At 58.6% G+C, this 19,209-nt stretch carries 23 protein-coding genes; 9 read left to right on the top strand and 14 right to left on the bottom strand.

Annotation, left to right across the window (positions count from 1 at the left end; genetic code table 11):
- Positions 1–54 precede the first annotated feature (54 nt).
- Complete coding sequence (locus AC0V6K_RS01575; protein ID WP_472624112.1) at positions 55–3,114, bottom strand: M16 family metallopeptidase; 3,060 nt, start codon at positions 3,112–3,114, stop codon at positions 55–57.
- A gap of 110 nt (positions 3,115–3,224) precedes the next feature.
- Between AC0V6K_RS01575 and AC0V6K_RS01580 the strand changes: the two genes are divergently transcribed.
- The 7 genes from AC0V6K_RS01580 to AC0V6K_RS01610 all read left to right on the top strand — a co-directional run bounded on the left by AC0V6K_RS01580 (position 3,225) and on the right by AC0V6K_RS01610 (position 7,590).
- Entirely contained in the window at positions 3,225–3,806 is a 582-nt protein-coding gene (locus AC0V6K_RS01580; RefSeq protein ID WP_472624114.1) for a NifU family protein, read from the top strand.
- A 15-nt stretch (positions 3,807–3,821) separates the two neighbouring features.
- Positions 3,822–4,430 carry a malonic semialdehyde reductase gene (locus AC0V6K_RS01585; RefSeq protein ID WP_472624116.1) on the top strand — a complete coding sequence of 203 codons (609 nt, stop codon included), beginning with the start codon at positions 3,822–3,824 and terminating at the stop codon, positions 4,428–4,430.
- A 49-nt stretch (positions 4,431–4,479) separates the two neighbouring features.
- Positions 4,480–5,100, top strand: a complete 621-nt coding sequence (gene tsaB / locus AC0V6K_RS01590; protein ID WP_472624118.1) for a tRNA (adenosine(37)-N6)-threonylcarbamoyltransferase complex dimerization subunit type 1 TsaB — start codon at positions 4,480–4,482, stop codon at positions 5,098–5,100.
- Entirely contained in the window at positions 5,097–5,564 is a 468-nt protein-coding gene (locus AC0V6K_RS01595) for a GNAT family N-acetyltransferase (RefSeq protein ID WP_472624120.1), read from the top strand. The genes tsaB and AC0V6K_RS01595 overlap by 4 nt, the downstream gene beginning before the upstream one ends.
- A gap of 124 nt (positions 5,565–5,688) precedes the next feature.
- On the top strand, positions 5,689–6,126 hold the full coding sequence (locus AC0V6K_RS01600) for a Ros/MucR family transcriptional regulator (protein ID WP_472624122.1): 438 nt from the start codon (positions 5,689–5,691) through the stop codon (positions 6,124–6,126).
- Between the two features lie 128 nt (positions 6,127–6,254).
- Positions 6,255–6,677 carry a Fur family transcriptional regulator gene (locus AC0V6K_RS01605; protein WP_472624124.1) on the top strand — a complete coding sequence of 141 codons (423 nt, stop codon included), beginning with the start codon at positions 6,255–6,257 and terminating at the stop codon, positions 6,675–6,677.
- On the top strand, positions 6,670–7,590 hold the full coding sequence (locus tag AC0V6K_RS01610; protein WP_472624126.1) for a lysophospholipid acyltransferase family protein: 921 nt from the start codon (positions 6,670–6,672) through the stop codon (positions 7,588–7,590). Before AC0V6K_RS01605 ends, AC0V6K_RS01610 begins: the two co-directional genes overlap by 8 nt.
- Positions 7,591–7,593: 3 nt before the next feature.
- Here the strand turns inward: AC0V6K_RS01610 and AC0V6K_RS01615 are convergent, their stop codons facing one another.
- The 9 genes from AC0V6K_RS01615 to AC0V6K_RS01655 form a co-directional block, all read right to left on the bottom strand.
- Positions 7,594–8,478 (bottom strand): LysR substrate-binding domain-containing protein, encoded by an 885-nt coding sequence (locus AC0V6K_RS01615; protein WP_472624128.1) that lies wholly within the window; start codon positions 8,476–8,478, stop codon positions 7,594–7,596.
- Between the two features lie 94 nt (positions 8,479–8,572).
- On the bottom strand, positions 8,573–9,499 hold the full coding sequence (locus AC0V6K_RS01620) for a hemolysin family protein (protein WP_472624130.1): 927 nt from the start codon (positions 9,497–9,499) through the stop codon (positions 8,573–8,575).
- Positions 9,500–9,507: 8 nt separating this feature from the next.
- Positions 9,508–10,008: an rRNA maturation RNase YbeY gene (gene ybeY, locus AC0V6K_RS01625; RefSeq protein ID WP_472624132.1), complete on the bottom strand. Its 501-nt coding sequence runs from the start codon at positions 10,006–10,008 to the stop codon at positions 9,508–9,510.
- Entirely contained in the window at positions 10,008–10,400 is a 393-nt protein-coding gene (locus tag AC0V6K_RS01630; protein WP_472624134.1) for a hypothetical protein, read from the bottom strand. The genes ybeY and AC0V6K_RS01630 overlap by 1 nt, the downstream gene beginning before the upstream one ends.
- Before the next feature lie 48 nt (positions 10,401–10,448).
- Complete coding sequence (locus tag AC0V6K_RS01635; RefSeq protein WP_472624136.1) at positions 10,449–11,540, bottom strand: hypothetical protein; 1,092 nt, start codon at positions 11,538–11,540, stop codon at positions 10,449–10,451.
- 47 nt (positions 11,541–11,587) lie between these two features.
- Positions 11,588–12,634, bottom strand: coding sequence for a PhoH family protein (locus AC0V6K_RS01640; RefSeq protein ID WP_472624138.1), 1,047 nt, complete (start codon positions 12,632–12,634; stop codon positions 11,588–11,590).
- Positions 12,635–12,767: 133 nt separating this feature from the next.
- Positions 12,768–14,108 carry a tRNA (N6-isopentenyl adenosine(37)-C2)-methylthiotransferase MiaB gene (gene miaB / locus AC0V6K_RS01645; protein WP_472624140.1) on the bottom strand — a complete coding sequence of 447 codons (1,341 nt, stop codon included), beginning with the start codon at positions 14,106–14,108 and terminating at the stop codon, positions 12,768–12,770.
- A gap of 41 nt (positions 14,109–14,149) precedes the next feature.
- Entirely contained in the window at positions 14,150–14,932 is a 783-nt protein-coding gene (locus tag AC0V6K_RS01650) for a hypothetical protein (RefSeq protein WP_472624142.1), read from the bottom strand.
- The gene (locus AC0V6K_RS01655) at positions 14,925–15,371 is read right to left on the bottom strand and encodes a peptidylprolyl isomerase (RefSeq protein ID WP_472624144.1); all 447 of its coding nucleotides are present in this window, start codon (positions 15,369–15,371) and stop codon (positions 14,925–14,927) included. The genes AC0V6K_RS01650 and AC0V6K_RS01655 overlap by 8 nt, the downstream gene beginning before the upstream one ends.
- A gap of 113 nt (positions 15,372–15,484) precedes the next feature.
- On the opposite strand from AC0V6K_RS01655, the gene mgtE reads away from it, so the two are divergent.
- On the top strand, positions 15,485–16,936 hold the full coding sequence (gene mgtE, locus AC0V6K_RS01660; protein ID WP_472624146.1) for a magnesium transporter: 1,452 nt from the start codon (positions 15,485–15,487) through the stop codon (positions 16,934–16,936).
- Positions 16,937–16,966: 30 nt separating this feature from the next.
- On the top strand, positions 16,967–17,356 hold the full coding sequence (locus tag AC0V6K_RS01665; protein ID WP_472624148.1) for a DUF1489 family protein: 390 nt from the start codon (positions 16,967–16,969) through the stop codon (positions 17,354–17,356).
- Here AC0V6K_RS01665 and AC0V6K_RS01670 read toward each other — a convergent pair.
- The 4 genes from AC0V6K_RS01670 to AC0V6K_RS01685 all read right to left on the bottom strand — a co-directional run bounded on the left by AC0V6K_RS01670 (position 17,353) and on the right by AC0V6K_RS01685 (position 19,141).
- Positions 17,353–17,811 carry a hypothetical protein gene (locus AC0V6K_RS01670; RefSeq protein ID WP_472624150.1) on the bottom strand — a complete coding sequence of 153 codons (459 nt, stop codon included), beginning with the start codon at positions 17,809–17,811 and terminating at the stop codon, positions 17,353–17,355. The genes AC0V6K_RS01665 and AC0V6K_RS01670 overlap by 4 nt on opposite strands.
- A gap of 147 nt (positions 17,812–17,958) precedes the next feature.
- Positions 17,959–18,189: a hypothetical protein gene (locus AC0V6K_RS01675; RefSeq protein WP_472624152.1), complete on the bottom strand. Its 231-nt coding sequence runs from the start codon at positions 18,187–18,189 to the stop codon at positions 17,959–17,961.
- A complete protein-coding gene (locus tag AC0V6K_RS01680) occupies positions 18,162–18,623 on the bottom strand; it encodes a cytochrome b/b6 domain-containing protein (protein ID WP_472624154.1) in 462 nt (153 codons plus the stop codon). The genes AC0V6K_RS01675 and AC0V6K_RS01680 overlap by 28 nt, the downstream gene beginning before the upstream one ends.
- 20 nt (positions 18,624–18,643) lie before the next feature.
- Positions 18,644–19,141, bottom strand: coding sequence for a c-type cytochrome (locus AC0V6K_RS01685; RefSeq protein ID WP_472624156.1), 498 nt, complete (start codon positions 19,139–19,141; stop codon positions 18,644–18,646).
- Between the last annotated feature and the right edge of the window lie 68 nt (positions 19,142–19,209).

The following is a 19,209-nucleotide window of genomic DNA, read 5'->3' on the forward strand; positions in this document are numbered from 1 at the left end:
TAAGGGGCTTCGCGACAACTATATTTCGCGGGCCACTCTGATCGAATGGGCCGATCAGCGGCCAACTAAGGGTGACGCAGCACCGATCCCCGGCCCCTGAACCTCGGTCTTTTTAGGGGCTGAAGGCACATAATCGGCAGGTAGGCTGGCTAGCGATTGCCCTTGTGGGATCACAGCAATCTGCACAGGCGATTTTCCAAGGAGGTACTTCGTTGCCAGCTCTTGCATCGCCATCGGTGTGGTTTGTGAATAGTCAAACAGAACACTGCGCAGCAATTGGATACGCCTTGGATCTGTGGTCGCACCTTCAAGATTGTAGAGCCAGAACTGATTGCCGGTTGACGCACGCCGGATAAGGTTGGCGAGCGGCTCGGTCACCCGTGCAAGCTCATCTGCGCTCGGCGGATTGGTGGCCAGGTCCTTCGCGATGTTCTCCGCTTCGGCAAAGAAGATCGGCACAAACTCCGGCTCCAGCTGCGCCAACGCGGTGATCGTGCCACCAGCAGAAACATCAGTGGGCCAGTCAGAGAATGCCTGCGGTGCATAGCTCGCCCCGGCCTGCTCACGCAACGCATCGAGCAGACGGTTGCTGAACAGTTGGGCGAGAATTTCCAATCGGCGAGATTCGCGCAGGTTCGGCACGCCGCCCCCGGTCTCCCACGTCACCACAGCCGCCGCCTGATTGGCATCGCCACGGTGGGTCAGAACCGAAGGTGCATCGGTGTCGGTCGGGAACACCGGAACGCGTCCTGCAACCGCCGGATCAATCGGATCGCGCGCAGGCAAGGCGCCAAAGGTCGCGCCGATCTTCTCGATAATCGCCTCACGATCATATTGACCAAAGACCAGCACTTCGATCGGACCCTGCTTCAACAGCGGTTCCCAAACCTTGCGGAACTGCTCCGGTGTCACGCCTTTCAATTGCTCCGGAGTCGGCGTCGCAAAACGCGGGTCTTTGTCGCTGAGCAGATAGGACAGATCGCGGTTGATGATGCCCGAAGGGCTGGTGGAATAGGTGTTATAGGCAAGCTCCGCCGCAGCCTTTGCCCGCACAACGGGATCGCCATCCCAGCGCGGCATGCCAAGCTTCGCGGCAAACAGATACAGTTGGTCCGCCACATCATCAGAGCGTGTTTGCGCGGTGAAGGTGAATACCCCATCATCAATCGCGAAATCGAAACCAAGTTTGCGGCCAGTGGCCAAACGGTCGATCTCGTTCTGGCCAAGCTCACCAATACCCGAGCCAACCAGCGCCATTTCGCCCAGCCCGGCATATACTGCGCTGTCCGCATCAAAACCACGGTAACCGGCGCCAAAGCGCACTTTGACCGTCACACGGCCAGGCTCGGCATCGTTGGACCACAGCAGCGCACGAACGCCATTGTCAAAATTGAACTGCTCGATGCCCAGAATTCCGATCGGTCCGTTGGCGATAACAGCGCCGGGCTCACCAATCGCGGGAAGCTCATCAAACGAGATCGATTTCTCAGCCAGCCGCGCGGTGTTGTCGACGAGAGCTTCGCTCGCCAGTGCAAGTTTGAGCGTCTGCTCGTCCGCTTCGCCGGCCTCTGGCGTCACATAGACAGACCGCACCACATCGCCTTCGAACAGCGCTTTGGTCCGCGCGAGGATTTCCTTGGGGGTGAAACGCTTCTTCATGCCACGGAAAACGTCCAGCACCGTTTCGGGAGAGGCGACTGTTTCGCGAATGTCGACCGCGCGCACCAGCTGGTCGGCGAGTTCTGATCCGGCTTGCACGCGGCTTTGTTCAACCTGATTGGCGAAGATGACATCGTATTCAGCGACTTCGCGGTCGATTTCTTCCTGCGTGGGTGCGGTCTTCAATGCGTCGGCGATCACGCCGCGCACATCGCTAAGGGCCGTCTTCCAGTCGCCGGTGAGAGGCGCGAAACTGACGAAGGTTGCGTCGGTTGAGCGCGAAATGTCATCCTGCTGCACCTGAGCATACAGATAGCTGCCCCCAGCCCGCGCACGCACTTCAAGGCGGCGGTTGATGATGGCCTGTGCGATAGAGTCCAGCATCAGGCCTTCATTGTAGAGGATGGTGTCCTGCACCTGCCGCCATGGACGCATGACCGCATATGTCAGATTGCGCGGAAGGTCCGGCTCAACGGTTACCTTAACCTCGCCTAGCGCAAGATCGGTTACCGCCGCGCGCGTTGCGCCTTCAGGAGCAATCGGGTCACCAAAGTCGGGTGCCGTTTCCGCGGCTCCTTTCCCTTTCCAATCGCCAAACCACTTTTCGACCAGCCCGGCCAGCAGCTCAGGATCGGCATCACCTGATGCCACGATCACCGTGTTTTCAGGGCGGTACCAGCGGTCATAGAACGCCTGCAGTCCAGCAGCTGTCGCCCCATTTAGTGTTTCATCCGTGCCAATCGGATCGCGTGTGGCGAGGCGCTGACCGGCAAAGAACGTTTTGCGAGTAACGTTGCCCACACGCTCTGCTGCACCGCCGCTTTCACGCTTTTCAGCCAAAACAATCGGGCGTTCAGCATCGACGTTCTCAACACTCAGAACCGGCGCTTTGATCATGCCAGAGAGCAGCTTGATACTCTGCTCCAGCTTGGCCCGATCGATGTCAGGAATGTCGAGTTTATAGGCGGTGTGCGTAGGGCTGGTTTCGGCATTTGCGTCGGCACCAAATGTCGCGCCAAGCCTCTGCCAGGTCGCGATGGCTTGCCCCTGCTCCAGATACTCGCTCTCACGGAAAAGCAAGTGCTCCAGCAAGTGTGCAAATCCTTGTTCTTCATCCTTTTCGTGCAAAGAGCCTGCATCTACGCGGACGCGGATCGAGATCTGACCTGGGGGCACGCCATTGCGGCGCACCGCATAACGCAGGCCGTTGTCCATCTTCCCAAACAGCCACTGGCGATCAATCGGGACATCGCTGCCCTCGTAGAGCCATGGCGTTTCTTCACCTGTTTGTAGCGCTGTCGGCGCGGGAACAGGTTCCGGAGGCTGCGGCTCGGGATCAATCGCAACACTGATCGGCGGAGGAGCGGCTTGCTCCTGAGCCATGCCGGGAACGGCCAGCGAAAGTGGGGCGAGGAGTAGAAACGCAGCGCGCGCTGCACGTGAGGGAGATTTCATAGGCAGTATATAGGGACAGATCGTGTGAAGGGATAGTGAATGGTTTGAGCGGAAATCTCTCCGCCAATTGCCCATTGCCGCTGCCGCCAGCGCCACCTACATACTAAGCCATGTTTATCGAGACTGAAACGACGCCAAATCCGGCGAGCCTGAAATTCCTTCCCGGCCGTACGGTAATGCCCACTGGCACTCGCGAATTCCCCTCGCCTGAAGCCGCCGAAGCGAGCCCGCTGGCTCAGGCGATTTTCGACACGGGTGAAGTGGTCAACGTCTTCTTCGGATGGGACTTTGTGACGGTCACAGCCGCTCCGGGTAGCAATTGGAGCGCACTGAAGCCGCAGGTCGTCAGCATCCTGCTCGATCATTTTGTGTCGGAAGCCCCCCTGTTTGCCGGTGGCACCGCGGACGGCATCTCCGTTCCTGCAGAAGACGATGGCATGGCCGTCGAAGACCGCGAAGAGGATGGCGAAATCATCGCCTCTATCAAGGAGCTGCTTGAAACCCGCGTGCGCCCGGCAGTCGCCAGCGATGGTGGCGACATCGCCTATCGCGGCTTTCAAGACGGCGTTGTCTATCTTGCTTTGCAAGGCGCCTGCTCGGGCTGTCCATCAAGCACCGCCACGCTCAAGCATGGGATTGAGGGACTGCTCAAACACTACGTTCCCGAGGTGCTCGAAGTTCGCGCCGCCTAGTATCCAAGGATCACCATGACCCAGCAATTCCACGATCACGTCCTTTCGGACGAAGCCCTCGCACAGTTGTTCAATGAAGCGCGCAGCTACAATGGCTGGCTCGACAAGGGCGTTTCGGATGAACAGCTGCACGCCATCTGGGACCTGATGAAGATGGCCCCCACTTCGGCCAATATGCAGCCGGTGCGGATCGTCTGGGTGAAGTCGGACGCCGCCAAGGCGAATCTCGCCGAATGCGTGATGGAAGGAAACAAAGACAAGATCGTTGCAGCCCCCGTCACCGCCGTGATCGGATACGATATCGATTTTCACGAAGAACTGCCTTGGCTGTTCCCGCATACGGACGCGAAAAGCTGGTTTGAAGGCGACGAAAAGGGCCGAGAAGAAGGCGCATTCCGCAACTCGTCTTTGCAGGGCGCATATTTGATGCTCGCTGCACGCGCTGTCGGCCTCGATTGCGGTCCGATGTCCGGCTTTGATGCAGATGCCGTAAACGCCGCCTTCTTCGGCAATGAACCGCGCCACCGCGTAAACTTCATCTGTTCAGTCGGTTATGGCGATCCAGAAAGCATCTTTGATCGCTCTCCTCGCCCAGAATTCGATACCTTCAATTCCATCGCCTAAGCGGTTTCAATCCTTGCAGGTGTGCGCAGTGTGCGGCAGGGGCTGAGACATGCCTGATGCAAACCGCACTCTTGTGATAGAAACCGCCACCGAAGCGTGCTCAATTGCGTTGTTTGAAGGCGACAATTTGATTGCCAACGAACATCGCGAGATCGGGCGCGGCCATGCAGAAACTCTGGTACCGATGATCGCCTACTTGCCCGACAAAGGGCGCGCGGATCGAATTCTGGTCTCGCTTGGTCCGGGCAGCTTTACAGGCGTGCGTATCGGAATTGCGACCGCAAGGGCGCTCGGCGTGGCATGGCGCGCGCGGGTGCTCGGTTACCCGACCTTGGCGCTGGTCTATGCCAGCACGGACACAAGCGGCCCCGCGACGGTCTGCATGAACGGCGGCCACGGTGAATTCTTCGTCCAGAACTTCGATACTTCCGGCCCGATGGACGAATTCGCATCGCTCAAACCGGAAGCAGCCGCTGCTGGCAACGTGCAAACAACCATCATCGGCAACCGTGCCAATGATCTTGCCGATCTTCTCGATCAGCCTGCCTCCGCAATCACCGCGCTCCCTGATGCGAGCAAGGCCAACAGAATTGCCAAGGATCTGCTGACCACCTCGCTCTCTCCCATCTATGGCCGCGCGCCCGATGCCAAGCCGCAGGCAGCAGCATGATCACCACCGACGACATCATTGATCAGATCATGCAGGTCATGGAGGATGCGTTTGATCCTGCTTACGGCGAAGCATGGAACCGCCGCCAAATTAGCGATGCGCTCGTCATGCCGACAACGCATGCGTTGCTAGTCGACCCGGATGGACTGGCAAGCTTGCAAACCACAAGCGAACCCGCCGGTTTCGTCCTCAGTCGCGCGGCTCCGGGTGAAGAAGAACTGCTCCTGATTGCAGTCAGACCACAGTTCCGATCACGCGGGCTCGGACTAGTCCTGATTGAAAAACTGTTCGAAGCGGCCCGTCAGCGCAGTTCCGAACGTATCTTCCTTGAAATGAGGCGCGGCAATCCTGCTGAGACTTTGTATCGTAAAGTTGGCTTCCAGCCGATTGGGGAACGTCCAAACTATTACAAGATGTTAGATGGAAGCCGTGTCGATGCGATTACTTTCGGCTGTATAATCTAGACTAGCCCAATTTTAGATTAATCTGAAAATGGCCTTTTCCAACGCTTGCACTTTGATGCGGGCGGGTTCATTGGCGAATCCATCGGAAAAATCCGAAAAATAAATAAAATGTAGCGAGGAACTCATGCAAGATTTTGACATGGAGATGAACAAAGAAACGCTGATAACACTGACCAGCGACATCGTTGCTGCGCATGTCAGCAACAACGATGTGGCCGTGGATTCAGTCCCTGAACTGATCACCAACGTGTATTCTGCGCTGGCTGGCCTAGGCGATGACGGCGAAGCCGATGACACCCCGCCCGAACCCGCCGTGTCGATCCGCGCATCGGTAAAGCCAGACTACATTGTGTGTCTGGAAGACGGCAAGAAGCTGAAAATGCTCAAACGCTATCTGCGCACCAATTACGACATGACACCGGAAGAGTATCGCGCACGCTGGAACCTGCCAGCCGACTATCCGATGGTTGCGCCCAATTACGCCGCCAAGCGTCGTGATCTCGCCAAGAAAATCGGCCTCGGTCGCAAGCCGGGCACCGGTCGCGGACGTCGCAAGAAATAAGCTTCGGCCATTAGGCCGGTAAACAATCACTGCGCCAGCTTGAGATACAGGCAACCTCTGGGTAAGGCAGGACAGCCGTTGGGCCCGAAGCCACTTGGTGGGGCCTATCTCAACTGGCGGAGTGCATTTTGACGCAAAAGATAGACCTTGAGCAGCTGTGCGCAGAGAAGGGATTGCGCATCACCGAGCAACGCCGCGTAATCGCGCGGGTGCTTTCGGAAAGCGAAGACCATCCTGACGTGGAAATGCTCCACGCCCGCGCATCCGCCATTGACCCAAAGATCTCAATCGCCACCGTCTATCGGACAGTCCGCCTGTTCGAAGAAGCGGGCATCCTTGACCGTCACGATTTCGGCGATGGCCGTTCCCGCTATGAGCCCGTGCCGGAAGCTCACCACGATCACCTGATCGATGTGGAAACCGGCAAGGTTGTTGAGTTCGTCGATCCTGAAGTGGAATCGCTCCAACGCCAGATCGCTGAAAAGCTCGGCTATCGCCTCGTCGACCACCGTATGGAGTTGTACGGCGTCAGGCTTTCCCGCGATGACTGAGTTGTCACCGCCCAATCGCCCAATTCGACCGTCCGAAGCCAAAGCCTGGGAATTGCGGGTGGCCGCGGCACGCGGCGAAGATACACCGCTGTCGATGATGGGCTGGCTGCGTCTTTCGCTGCGCGTGATTGGGCTGATTGTGCTGCTGCTGATATTTGTCCCGCTGCACTACCTCTACCGCATCTTTGCCTATGGCTCGCCCTTCCCGATGCTGTTTCTGCGCTATGCCGCGCGGGTCTCCGGCGCGAAGGTCGTCAGCCATGGCACCCATCTAAAACGCGACGTGTTCTATGTCGCCAACCACGTCTCATGGCTGGATATCCTCTCTATGGCGGGGGCATCGGGCACCGCCTTTGTGGCTAAGGCCGAATTGGCGCAGGCACCCGTGATCGGCTGGCTCTGCTCGCTCAATCGCACCGTTTTCGTGAAGCGTGAGCACCGCATGGGTGTGGCCGAGCAAATCAATGCATTGAAAGAAGCGTTGGAGGACAACTGGTCGGTCACCGTCTTCCCCGAAGGCACCACAACCGACGGTCAGTCCTTGCTGCCGTTCAAATCGAGCATGCTCAGCGTGCTGGAGCCGCCGCCGCCGGGCGTTCTCGTGCAGCCAGTGTTTATCGATTACGGCGTTGTCGCCGAATGGGTCGGGTGGATCGGTGAAGAAGGTGGTCTGAACAATGCCAAGCGCGTACTGTCTCGCAAGGGCAGCTTCACGCTCGACCTGCACTTCTTGGAGCCGTTTAGTCCGGCAGACTTCCGCGGTCGCAAAGCGATCAGCGCCGAAGCCCGCCGCCGTATCGAGGAAGTGATGATCGAGAAGATCGGCTGTTCACCAAGGGACTTCAACCACGATGTTGCACCAATCCGCTACGAAGCGCCGCGCGACAAGCCTGTCCCGACCCAAGCCGAGTAGGCCTTAGAGTCCAGCCCTCACCAGCCAATCGTGGAACAGTCTGACTGGCCGCGATTCCAGCGCCGTCGGCTTGCACACAAACCAATAGCTGTAGGGGCTTTCCACCTGCTTATCCGAAAGGGTTGTAAGCCGCGTGTCGGCCAGACGCCCAAGGTGATCGTCGTGCATAATCGCGATGCCAAGCCCCTGCGCGGACGCTTCCAGCATCAGTTGCCCTGAGTCGTAATGGTCGATCGCCGCAGGCTCCATATCTTCCAGATCATGCGCGCGCTTCCACGCGACGAAGCTTTCGGGAAACTCGTTGTGGATCAGGAAAGTCTGCTTCGCGAAGCGATCCTCCGTCCCCTCGGGCGGGACCTTGTTCGCCAGTTCTTTGCTGCAAATCGCGTGGACGAAATTGTGATCCAGGCGCACCGCGTGCAGGCCAGATGCAGGGCCGCGTGAGAGGATGATTGCGGCGTCCAGCGTGTCGCCCACCCGGTCCTCAAGGTGCGGACCTGTGTCGATATCAATGTGAAGCAGCGGGTGACGCTTGCGCAGCTCACCCAGACGCGGGAACAAGCGATTGCTGCCGAACATCGGCAGAACACCAAGGCGCAGACGCAGCAGCGAGATATTGTCTGATTGGCTCTCCACCGCACGCGCAAGCGCTTCCATATGCGGATTCACCGCTTCGTAGAATGCCTGGCCTTCATCGGTCAGCTGCATCGATTGGCGCGCGCGCGTGAACAGCTTCTTGCCCACGAACTCTTCGAGATTGGTGATCCGGCGGGACAACGCAGAGGGGCTGAGACCGATTTCTTCAGCCGCAGCGCGCGCCGATCCAAGGCGCACAGTGCGCATGAACGCTTCGAGTGCGCGCAGCGGGGGCAAACGACGTGCAGGCATTCCTCTCTCTCCTTTATGGAAAGAAATACGCTTGAAAAGCCATTTGGATGCAAAAAATCGAAGAAAAAGCGAGATTATCTTGTCTTTTGTGCGATTATTGCAAGTCGCTCGCAACTTCGGGGGCGTGCAGCCGCAGGCGGGTAACGTGCTTCTCGTCACCCGCTGTTACTTCAATCCGCCAGCCGCTTGGATGTTCCACAACGGTGCCAACAGGTGGCACCTGTTCGGCCAGCACGAAGGCAAGCCCGCCAAGGGTATCGACTGATTCTTCAACCTCTTCGAGGCGCGGATCTACCAGTTCGGCCACATCCTCAAGCTCGGCGCGGGCATCGCAATCCCACATCCCCTCGCCCACTGGAACGATCAGTTCTTCAGGCGTTTCGTCGTGCTCATCCTCGATATCGCCGACGATCTCTTCAACGAGGTCTTCGATGGTGATGAGACCGTCAGTGCCAGAGAATTCATCCAGCACAATTGCCAGATGCACGCGCCGCAAGCGCATATCCGCGAGCACATCCAGCGCCCCACGCACCTGCGGCACGTAAAGCGGCTGACGCATCAACGTAGTCCAGTCCTTGGGCGGCGGTTTGCCATTGGCGAGGAAGGGAAAAACATCCTTGATGTGAATCATGCCGATCACATCATCCAGTGTCTCACGATACACCGGCATGCGCGAATGGCCGTTCTCGCTGAAACTTGCGACCAGCTCTTCCCAGCTGATCGCGGCGTCTACCGCAACAATCTCTCCGCGTGGGACCGCGACGTCGTCGGCGTCGTGCTCGCTGAAGTGCAGCAGGTTGCGCAGCATCTGGCGTTCGACCGGTGAAAGGTCGCCATTGCCGTTGCCATTATCGTGATCGTCGTCATCGTCGTTTTCGTCTTCGTGCTCGTCGATCGCCTCTTCGAGCTGAGCCCGAAGCGAACGATCGCTGTCGCCGGTACGAAGTATCTTCTTAAGCGCGGCCCAAAAGCCGCCGCTACTCTCCGCGTCTCCCGCGGACGAATTACTGGAATCGGGCATGGCCCTGTTTAGGTTCCTCCATTCAAAAACCGGTCACCATATGGGTCTGCTATACCCATTTTGGCAAGAGCCGCGATTTCGAGCGCTTCCATAGCCTCGGCCTCCGCGTCGGAATGGACATGATCGTGGCCTGCCAGATGCAGCAGGCCATGGATGATGAGGTGGGCGGTGTGGTCTTCAAGCGTGACCTCTTTTTCCGCCGCTTCACGCGCGCAAGTCTCATGCGCCAGCGCAATGTCGCCGAGCATCACAGGAGCCCCCTCCAACCCCAGATCGAGCAATTCTTCACGCTCAAGCATCGGAAAGCTCAACACATTGGTCGGCTTGTCCCTCTCCCGCCATTCGCGGTTGAGCGTGTGAACCTCTGCGTCAGTGGTGAAAAGCACGCTCGTCATCAATCGGGCATTGGCTAGTTCGGGTGCAATCTCGCCCAGCGCATCCACGGCGCGCCCGGTGAGGGCTTCCCAATCGCCCGCCGACCAATCCTCAATGTCGATATCAACCTGCATCAATCGACCTGCACATCCTGAAGCCGCGTGCCTTCGCAATAGGGGCTAGGTCCGAGGTTAAATCCCATACTTGCGCGCGTTGGCGCAATCAGCCGATCGTAGCAAATCTTCGTGTCACCTGGCGCGGCGAAGACAAGCATGACCGAATAGGCAAGGCTTGCCCCCATCACGAACCCAAGCCCCAAACGCCAACCCAAGCCGACTTCCGCTGATGCAGATCGCCAAGCGAGGAATGAAATCGACGCGAACCAATAGAGAGCGAGACCGAGAAACCATCCGTCATGCTCGAAAAAGATGGCGGCAAGGATCAGGACTGGGAAAACAAAAAAGGCCGCGTATTTGGCGAACCAGAACGCGCTCCAACCACGGCTCCCTTTAGTGGGAAGATCCATGACAACACCTGTTTGTCGCGCAGTGCCATTGCATCAGAACCAAGCGCCTCAGAAAAAATGCGAAATCAAATTGTAGCGAACGCCCGAAGTCGTCTCCTGCACCTCGTGCAGCAGCGAGGATGAGAACACCATCGCCGTTCCTGCCGGTACGCGATAGCCGCGCTGGCTGAACTCACCGAAGGTGATCTCACCGCCTTCGTAATCATCATTCAGGCTCATCGACAGCGCGAAGCGGCGATGTGCGCCTGGCGGCTCGACATTGTCGCGGTGGCCAATCGTTACCCCTTCGCGCGCGCCGTGATAGCGGGCGATATGCAGGTCTTCGCGCCGCTGCACATCGAAGGCAAAGGCCTTCTTGATCATTGGCGTCACCCGCTCGAAAATCCGCCCATCGAGGAAAGCAAGCGTGTTCTGGTCCTTGACGATCAGGTCGATCCGATCCTGCCGCTCGCGATCATAGACCGGGATCTTGTAGTTTCCCGCAATCTCTCCGGGGCGAGGCTGACGCACCATAAAGGGGGTTTCGGTCTCAACCGATTCCACCAGCTTGGCACACTCCTCCGGGGTCAGGACATTGGGCACGGTCAGGATCGGCGCGTGGGCGGGGATCCAGTTCGCCTCATCAGCGGTTGTCGAGTTTTCCATAAGCTCCATTACCGTTGCCAACGCCGCCGTGGCGTCTCCTTCAATATCAAACCATGCGCGCACCTGACGATACGGGGTCAGCAGCACCAATCGATTGGTGAGGTCGGTGCCTTTGAACAGACCATAGGACGCGAAAATTCCGCCCCGCGCATCGGAGGCCACTGACCACGGGAAGCTGCTGTCGCGCTTCAGCGCACGGTTGTCCGCCGCATTGGTTGAGGCCGTGATCGCGAGCGCGCGCGCATTGACCGCTTCAAACCGCTCAGCCAGTTCGCCCACTGCGCGCAGCAGCGGCGCGTTCTTGTCGCTGGCCGGATCGCCGAGAAACACGAGGATTAGATGCTGACCCGAGAGGAAATCATCGGCGAGGCTGATCGCCCGCCCGTCTTCATCAGTAGTCTGAAATGGAATCGGCAGCGCGCCGTGATAAAGTGGCTGCACGTAAGGCCGAATGGACGGCGCTGCCATTTCGTAAGCGGGTTTGTGGTCGGCCATATGTGGGTCTGTAGCGGTGACGAGTGCGGAACGCTATCCCGGCAATCTCAGGCGTTTGGTCCTTCATAGGCTTCAACGATCCGACCCACGATCGGGTGGCGCACCACGTCGGCGGCGGTGAAACGAATGGTGCCGAATCCATCGACGTCCTCCAACCGAGAGACCGCATCGTTGAGGCCGCTCGATTGCACACCACCGGGAATATCGACCTGTTTCGGATCGCCGCACACCACCATCCGGCTGTTCTGGCCAAAGCGGGTGAGGAACATCTTCATCTGCTCGCGCGTGGTGTTCTGCGCTTCATCGAGGATCACGAAAGCATCGGCGAGCGTCCGGCCGCGCATAAATGCGATAGGCGCAATCTCAATCTCGCCGCTGTCGATGCGGCGCTGCACCTGTTCGGGCGGCATGCAATCGTTGAGCGCGTCGTAGAGTGGGCGCAGATAGGGATCGACCTTTTCTTTCTCGGTGCCTGGAAGAAAGCCCAGCTTTTCACCGGCCTCAACCGCAGGACGCGAGAGGATCAGGCGCTGCACGCTGCCGCTGATCAGCTGGCTGACCGCCTGCGCGACCGCGATATAGGTTTTACCCGTTCCTGCCGGACCCAGCGCAAACACGATATCGTCCCGCACCAGCGCGCGCATGTAATCAATCTGTGTGGCGGAGCGCGGCACAATGGTCTTGCGCCGCGTGCGGATCATAATCGGCGGCTCTTTCTTCTCGCCCGAGATAATCCCCTCAAGGGTTGGCTCATTCGACATAGCTATCAGCGACTCTATCGCTCCCGCATCCAGATCCTGACCCTGCGCGAGCCGATCATACATGGTGTTGAGCGTTTCGCGGGCGCGGGCCACGGCATCAGCGGGGCCTTCGATCAAAATTTGATCGCCGCGCGCATGGATCATCACGCCAAGGCGGTTTTCCACCTGCACCAGATTGGCATCGAATTGACCGAAAAGCGGGCCCAGCAGGGACTGGTTATCAAAGGTCAGCTCAGCTTTGGCCTGACCGATCACGCCATTCGCGGCGTCATCGGGATTGATCGCTTCCGGCACAACCGCCGGATCAATTTTGCGGGTAGGTCTGCGGCCCATAGGTTCCTTTGCGTTTGGGCGCACTACGACAATTCACGCGCCCTTCGAGTCGGAAAGGTAAGGCCCCTTCCCCGCTTGGCAAGTTCGCACGGGTATCGCAGCGGTGGAAAGTCACCGCATGGTAATGCTGAAATCAGGTCGTCACAATCGATTTGGGGCGACCCATCACAGAGTTAGGCCCTGCTTCGACCAGATCCATTTCGATCAGATCGCCGATCTCACTGTCTCCTTCGAACCAGACGCTGGTGAGCCATGGTGATTTGCCCAGCCATTGGCCCGCATGCTTGCCCTTGCGTTCGATCAGGACCTTGCAGGTCTTGCCCACCAATGCGTGATTGAACGCTTCCTGATCGCGGTTGAGGCGCGCTTGCAGGCGCTGGAGGCGGTCATCCATCACCTCTTTGGCAATCTGGTTGTCCATCGTCGCCGCCGGCGTGCCGGGGCGCGGAGAATACTTGAAGCTGAACGCTTGGGAATAGCGGACCTCGTCGACGATTTTGAGGGTATCCTCAAACTCCGCCTCGGTCTCACCCGGGAAGCCGACAATGAAGTCACCCGACAGCGCAATATCGGGCCGTGCTTCCCGGAAGCGTTCGAGCAGCCGCAGATAGCTTTCCGCCGTATGCGCGCGGTTCATCGCTTTGAGAACGCGGTCATTGCCCGACTGCACCGGCAGGTGGAGATACGGCATCAGCTTGTCGATCTCACCATGCGCGGCGATCAGGTCGTCTTCCATGTCGTTGGGGTGGCTGGTGGTGTAGCGGATGCGCTCCAATCCATCGAGCTTGGCCAGCGCGCGGATCAGCCCGCCAAGGCCGACCGGCTGACCTTTGTCGTTCTCGCCGCTCCAAGCATTCACATTCTGACCCAGCAGCGTGATCTCGCGCGCACCCGCTTCGATTAGTTTCTGCGCTTCGGCGATCAGGTCACTGTATGGACGAGAAATTTCTGCGCCGCGCGTGTAAGGCACAACGCAATAGGTGCAGAACTTGTCGCAGCCTTCTTGCACCGTCAGAAATGCCGTTGGCGAACGCCGCTTGCGCTGCGGGAGACTGTCGAACTTCGCAATTGCGGGCATATCGGTGTCGGTCGCCCGCTCGCCCTTCACCGCCTTATCCAGCATGTCGGGCAGGCGGTGATAGGCCTGCGGACCGACCACCATGGAGACTGCTGGCGCGCGCGCCATGATCTCTTCACCCTCAGCCTGAGCGACGCAGCCCGCGACAGCAATCATCGGCGCTTTCTTCTGCGTCTTACCCTTGGTCAGGCGGCCAATGTCGGAGTAAATCTTCTCCGCGGCTTTCTCGCGAATGTGGCACGTGTTGAGAACAACAAGGTCAGCGTCCTCGCCTTCGGGCGCTTCGGTTATGCCCTTCTCGGCCAGCAATTCAGCCATACGCTCACCGTCATAGACATTCATCTGACAGCCGAAGCTCTTGACCCGGTAGGTCTTGGGGGTGTCGGTCGGTTTCATGATGGCCGCGCCACTACAACAAAGCGAACGCGAGTTGAAGCCTAGTCAGAAATGGCTTCTTCTGCAGGAACCGGTTCCTTGCCCTTCGCCTCCACCATAGCGGCAAACTGCGCCTGTTCTTCCTCATCCAGTTTGGTCAAGGCCATGCGCAAAGTAGCAAAAGGAGCGGTTCCAGCCTGCAAAGTCTGTCTGGCTGTTTCTTGTTCGTGCGCTTTTAACGCCTCTTTGCCGCCATCGGCGAAAATTTGTCGGCGCTTGATGATCTCGTCTGTCACCCCGTCATAGTCCCACTGGGCATAAGGGTAGAACAACAGATCGGTGTTGAATGCTTCTGGCAGTGACTGGTCCAGGAACCAGATGAAACGGTCGAGTTTGTCCGAAGTTATGTGCTTGTCAGCGGCTTCGATCAGCTGCCTGATTTCACTGCTCGAAAGGTCCGTCACCACCTCTGGCCGCTCAAATGCCCAGATCCGTGCGAGCGTTTCGGTGTCGGTCCACCCGTACAGGCTCTTGAAGTAAGCGCGGTCCGTTTCAAACGGCAGGATGGCGTTCACTTCGCGCAACAGCGGTTCGACCGGCTCTTTTTCGCGAAAGTTCGGGTTGTCTTCCTCTTCCGCTGCGACTTGCGCCCGCTGGAGAAGGCTTTCCAATCGGCTGAGGGCTTCGGGCGATGGGTCGGCTTCCAGCGCCGCAATCACAGCGTCGATACGATCAGACACTGCCACACCCTCATTTTCCGGCCCTCCAGACGGCAGGGCCAAGACCCCGCTCGGCATCGCGAGGAAAAGCCCCGCAATGCCGATCAGGATCAGTTGTTTAGGCAACCGTCGCTTTCACGATCTTGCCCGGGCTTGCGGGCGGTTCACCCTTGGGCAGCGCGTCGATGTGTTCCATGCCGCTCTCGACCTGGCCCCACACGGTGTATTGACCGTCGAGGAACTCGGCATCGCCAAAGCAGATGAAGAACTGCGAGTTAGCGCTGTCTGGAACCTGCGTACGGGCCATCGAGCAAGTGCCGCGCACATGCGGTTCTGCGTTGAATTCGGCTTTCAGGTCAGGCTTGTCACTGCCACCCATGCCGGTGCCGGTCGGGTCACCGCCCTGCGCCATAAAGCCGTCGATCACGCGGTGGAACACCACGCCATCGTAAAAGCCTTCACCGGCAAGCTCGGTGATGCGCTCGACATGGCCCGGGGCCAGATCGGGACGCAGCTTGATGACAACATCGCCGGATTCGAGAGTGAAGGTCAGTTTATCGGCCATTGCGAATATCTCCTGTTGAATTTGCGCACGGCCTAACCGCTTTGGGAGCCGATGTCACCCGCGTGAAATCGCCATCTGCTTGCTTTTCACAACGCCGACTCTAAACCCGCCCCATGGTCGATCCGGCACTCCTCGAAGACGACGCGGTTATCGCCGATACGGGCGAGGAAGAAGTGCGCCCCGATGACCGCATCGATGACGAGCGTCACGACGAAGAAAACCGTCTGAAGCCGGAATTTCTCGACAGTGTGCGTGACGCGCTGGATGCAGGCGACAAGGGTGCGGTCTATGCCCTTGTGGAGCCGCTTCACCCTGCCGATGTTGCCGACTTGATCGAGCTGCTCGACAGCGATGACCGCGCGGACTTTGCCGCTTCTATCACCGATCTGATGTCGAGCGACGTGGTCGCCGAACTCAACGATCACGTGCGCGAAGTGATGATGGAGGCACTCGAGCCCGCTGACGTCGCCACCATCGCGGAAGAGCTTGAAACCGATGATGCGGTCCAGCTGCTCGAAGACCTCGACGAGGACGACCAGAAGGCGATTATCGCCGAGCTGGAACCGGAAACGCAGGCCGCGGTTGAAAGCGCGCTTGCCTATCCCGAGGAGACCGCCGGACGTTTGATGAACCGCCACTTCATGGCGGTGCCCGAGCACCTGACTGTGGGCGATTTGATCGATTATCTCCGCATCGAAGGCGATCTGGAGCATGATTTCTTTGAAGTCTTCGTGATTGACGAAGGGTATCATCCGGTCGGCACCTGTGCGCTCAACTGGATCCTCACCACCCCGCGCTCCATCAAATTGACCGACGTCATGAAGCGCGATCAAACCCTGATCCCGGCAGAGATGGATCAGGAAGAGGTCGCCCTGATGTTCCAGAAATACGCGCTGATCTCTGCTGCTGTTGTGGATGATAGCGGGCGTCTGGTCGGCCAGATCACAGTGGATGATATCGTCCACATTATCTCCGAAGAGGCGGGCGAGGATGCGCTTTTGCTTTCGGGTGCGGGCGATGGCGACATCAACGAGCCGATCAAGGAAGCCTATTCCAGCCGCGTACGCTGGTTGGTCGCAAACCTTGGCACCGCTGTCGTCGCCTCCGCGATCATCGCCTTCTTTGGTGCGGCGATCGAGAAGCTTGTGGCTCTCGCGGTGCTGATGCCGATTGTTGCGAGCATTGGCGGAAACGCAGGCACGCAGACCATGGCCGTGGCCGTGCGCGCGATAGCGACCAATCAGCTGACCAAATCGAACACTTGGCGCATTGTCTGGCGCGAATTGCGTGTGGCTTTGCTCAACGGTGTGACTGTAGCGGTGCTGATCGGCCTCGCCGCTTGGGGCCTGTTCGGCTGGCAGATGGGCGTCGTCATCGCGCTCGCCATGGTGATCAATATTGCGATCAGCGGGCTTGCGGGTGTGCTTGTGCCGGTTGCATTCGAGCGGATGGGTCAGGACCCGGCGGTCGCTTCATCGGTCTTCGTGACGATGATCACCGATTCCATGGGCTTTTTCGCGTTCCTTGGCCTCGCGGTTGTGAGTGGATTGGTGCCGATGGGTTGAGCATGGGCGCCGTTCGCCTATCTTGATCCCATGCCCCTTCATCTGACGAAAATCGCGTTCGGCGCGAAGAGCTATGCCGATATTGAAAGCTGGTATGCGGGTCGCCGCAGCCCCTATTTGACGACGAAGTACCGCCCGACGAAGTGGGAGCAGTGCATCGGCGGATCACTATACTGGATTCACCAACACAGCATCGTCGCGCGTTCGGAGATCACCGGCTTCACCCAAGGTGATGACGCACGTTGGCGGATAGAATTGAAACCGGAATTGGTTCGTGTCTCTCCCCGCCCCAAACGCGCGCACCAAGGCTGGCGTTATCTGAAAGGCGAACCCCCGCGCGATCTCGATCCGGGCGAAGACATCGGCGATGCGCTCCCCGGCAAGCTTGCCGCTAAGCTGGAAAAGCTGGGGCTGGTTTAGTCCGGAGTTTCAGACTTGCGCTCGACCGTCGACGTGGGGTTGGCATCGTCGTTATCGCCACCTTCATCAAGATCGGCAGGCGCGGCAAAGCTCTTATTCGAGCGCGACGAGTTGTAGTCAGTCGCCCGGCCCGCATCTGAAGAGCCGCTGCTATCATCCAGATCGTCAGGCGCGACTGTTTGAGGCGACCTGGATGGTTCACTTTCCGTCGGCAATTCACCGGCTTGTTCGCCCTCACCATCAGCCGAAAAGTCGGGTCTTACGACATCGAGCAGCGATCCAATCTTTGCCGGCTTTTTCGCGGCTTGGTTTTGGCTCTGCTCTGTCTCGTTGAGAGTGGGTTTTGGGGTTTCCGCATCGCCCGGGCGATCCTGCGCAGCCGCGCCATGAGAGAAAGTCAGGCCCGCCAACACTGCAAGCGATACGGCAATCGACCTATTGGAACGCGCTTTCATGATACATCTCCAAGACAATGCGGGTGGCCCCGCTGTCATGGTGGCATACATAGACTGTCTTAAACAGGGTGTGAATCCCCCACCTCAGACCCTGTAAATTCTCGTAAAATCGCGTCCAATCGTTAGCGAGCGCAAAGTCTCGATACGTCAGTTCGCGAAAGGCGGCGCGCCGAGATAAATCCAAAACGCAATACCGGCAGAGACGGCAATACTGCCGATCAGCGCCTTTAATGAGTGGTGAGAATTGCCCTCCACCTCAAGCGCCTTCTCGCCTTTGCCCACTATCATCGGACCGATCAGGTTTTGCAGCTTCGCGCTGTAGAATGCGATCGCGGCAAGGTGCAGGCCAATCATGGCGAAGATCGTCCAAAAAACCATTCGTGCGTGTCGGTCAGCCAATCGGCGGTGGTGATGCTCACGAGCTCGTTGAGCGGACCCGTGGCGCCGTCAAACGGGTCACCGGCAAAGAGGCCCATCGAGACCTGAAGAAACATCAGGCCTAGTAGAGCCAGCACAGCCAATCCAGCCAACGGACTATGCCCGATTTCACGTTTGGGATCGGAGCCACCGCGCAAATACGCGATTACAGTGCTGGGCCCCTTCACAAAGCTCGAAAAACGAGCGGTGTCGGTGCCAACAAAACCCCAGATCACGCGGAATATCAGCAGACCCAGCAGCACATGGCCGAGCCGCATATGCAGGCCCCACTCGGAATTCTCGGCGGTCAGATACATCGCCGGTACAAGCAGAGCGAATGACCAGTGCGTCACCCGTACTGGCCAATCCCATATCTTGACGGCTTTGGTCGCCATGCGGTGCGGCTATCCGCAGATCAGTCTTTGTCGACGCGGAATTTGTCGTGGCAGGCCTTGCAGGTCCCGCCCATGGCTTTTGCTGCTTCACCGGTCGCAGCTGCATCACCGCTTTCCGCAGCGGCTTTCAACGCGGCGCTGGCTTCAACCAGATTGGCGGCCGCTTTCTCGAATTCCTCAGGCGATTCCCAAATCGTGGCGAGCGCTTCGGTGTCGTAGCCGTCATCCATACCGGTGCTAGCCGGAAACAGCGTCGGCACTTTCTGCGCACGCTCGTTGATGTCTCCGGCGGCGGTTGCAATCGCAGCAAGGTCAGGCGTTTCGGCATCAAACTGTGTGCGGATTGCTTTGAAGGCATCTCCGATTGCTTCGAAGTTCTCCTGACGCTCGGCGATCTCAGCTGGCGCATCGGAAGCAGCAGCTGTTTCGCCTCCGGTCTCCGCTTCACCGCCACAAGCAGCAAGCAAAGCAATCAAAGGCGTGGCAGCAATCAGGCGTTTGGAAGACAAGCGGATCACGATAAAAACCTCCTCAAAGTCGTTTCAGACATCCCATAGATCGCCAGCGACAACGCCTTGACCCTAGG

The sequence above is a fragment of the Erythrobacter sp. S43 genome, from assembly GCF_057364955.1.

Excerpts from the sequence above, each read along its gene's own strand:
- tsaB (WP_472624118.1), top strand. The coding sequence starts at position 4,480 with ATGCCTGATGCAAACCGCACTCTTGTGATAGAAACCGCCACCGAAGCG.
- mgtE (WP_472624146.1), top strand. The coding sequence starts at position 15,485 with ATGGTCGATCCGGCACTCCTCGAAGACGACGCGGTTATCGCCGATACG.
- AC0V6K_RS01665 (WP_472624148.1), top strand. The coding sequence starts at position 16,967 with ATGCCCCTTCATCTGACGAAAATCGCGTTCGGCGCGAAGAGCTATGCC.
- AC0V6K_RS01655 (WP_472624144.1), bottom strand. The coding sequence starts at position 15,371 with ATGGCCGATAAACTGACCTTCACTCTCGAATCCGGCGATGTTGTCATC.
- AC0V6K_RS01620 (WP_472624130.1), bottom strand. The coding sequence starts at position 9,499 with ATGCCCGATTCCAGTAATTCGTCCGCGGGAGACGCGGAGAGTAGCGGC.
- AC0V6K_RS01680 (WP_472624154.1), bottom strand. The coding sequence starts at position 18,623 with ATGGCGACCAAAGCCGTCAAGATATGGGATTGGCCAGTACGGGTGACG.
- AC0V6K_RS01580 (WP_472624114.1), top strand. The coding sequence starts at position 3,225 with ATGTTTATCGAGACTGAAACGACGCCAAATCCGGCGAGCCTGAAATTC.
- AC0V6K_RS01585 (WP_472624116.1), top strand. The coding sequence starts at position 3,822 with ATGACCCAGCAATTCCACGATCACGTCCTTTCGGACGAAGCCCTCGCA.
- AC0V6K_RS01630 (WP_472624134.1), bottom strand. The coding sequence starts at position 10,400 with ATGGATCTTCCCACTAAAGGGAGCCGTGGTTGGAGCGCGTTCTGGTTC.
- AC0V6K_RS01595 (WP_472624120.1), top strand. The coding sequence starts at position 5,097 with ATGATCACCACCGACGACATCATTGATCAGATCATGCAGGTCATGGAG.
- AC0V6K_RS01615 (WP_472624128.1), bottom strand. The coding sequence starts at position 8,478 with ATGCCTGCACGTCGTTTGCCCCCGCTGCGCGCACTCGAAGCGTTCATG.
- AC0V6K_RS01600 (WP_472624122.1), top strand. The coding sequence starts at position 5,689 with ATGCAAGATTTTGACATGGAGATGAACAAAGAAACGCTGATAACACTG.
- AC0V6K_RS01640 (WP_472624138.1), bottom strand. The coding sequence starts at position 12,634 with ATGGGCCGCAGACCTACCCGCAAAATTGATCCGGCGGTTGTGCCGGAA.
- AC0V6K_RS01675 (WP_472624152.1), bottom strand. The coding sequence starts at position 18,189 with ATGGTTTTTTGGACGATCTTCGCCATGATTGGCCTGCACCTTGCCGCG.
- miaB (WP_472624140.1), bottom strand. The coding sequence starts at position 14,108 with ATGAAACCGACCGACACCCCCAAGACCTACCGGGTCAAGAGCTTCGGC.
- AC0V6K_RS01670 (WP_472624150.1), bottom strand. The coding sequence starts at position 17,811 with ATGAAAGCGCGTTCCAATAGGTCGATTGCCGTATCGCTTGCAGTGTTG.
- AC0V6K_RS01635 (WP_472624136.1), bottom strand. The coding sequence starts at position 11,540 with ATGGCCGACCACAAACCCGCTTACGAAATGGCAGCGCCGTCCATTCGG.
- AC0V6K_RS01610 (WP_472624126.1), top strand. The coding sequence starts at position 6,670 with ATGACTGAGTTGTCACCGCCCAATCGCCCAATTCGACCGTCCGAAGCC.
- ybeY (WP_472624132.1), bottom strand. The coding sequence starts at position 10,008 with ATGCAGGTTGATATCGACATTGAGGATTGGTCGGCGGGCGATTGGGAA.
- AC0V6K_RS01575 (WP_472624112.1), bottom strand. The coding sequence starts at position 3,114 with ATGAAATCTCCCTCACGTGCAGCGCGCGCTGCGTTTCTACTCCTCGCC.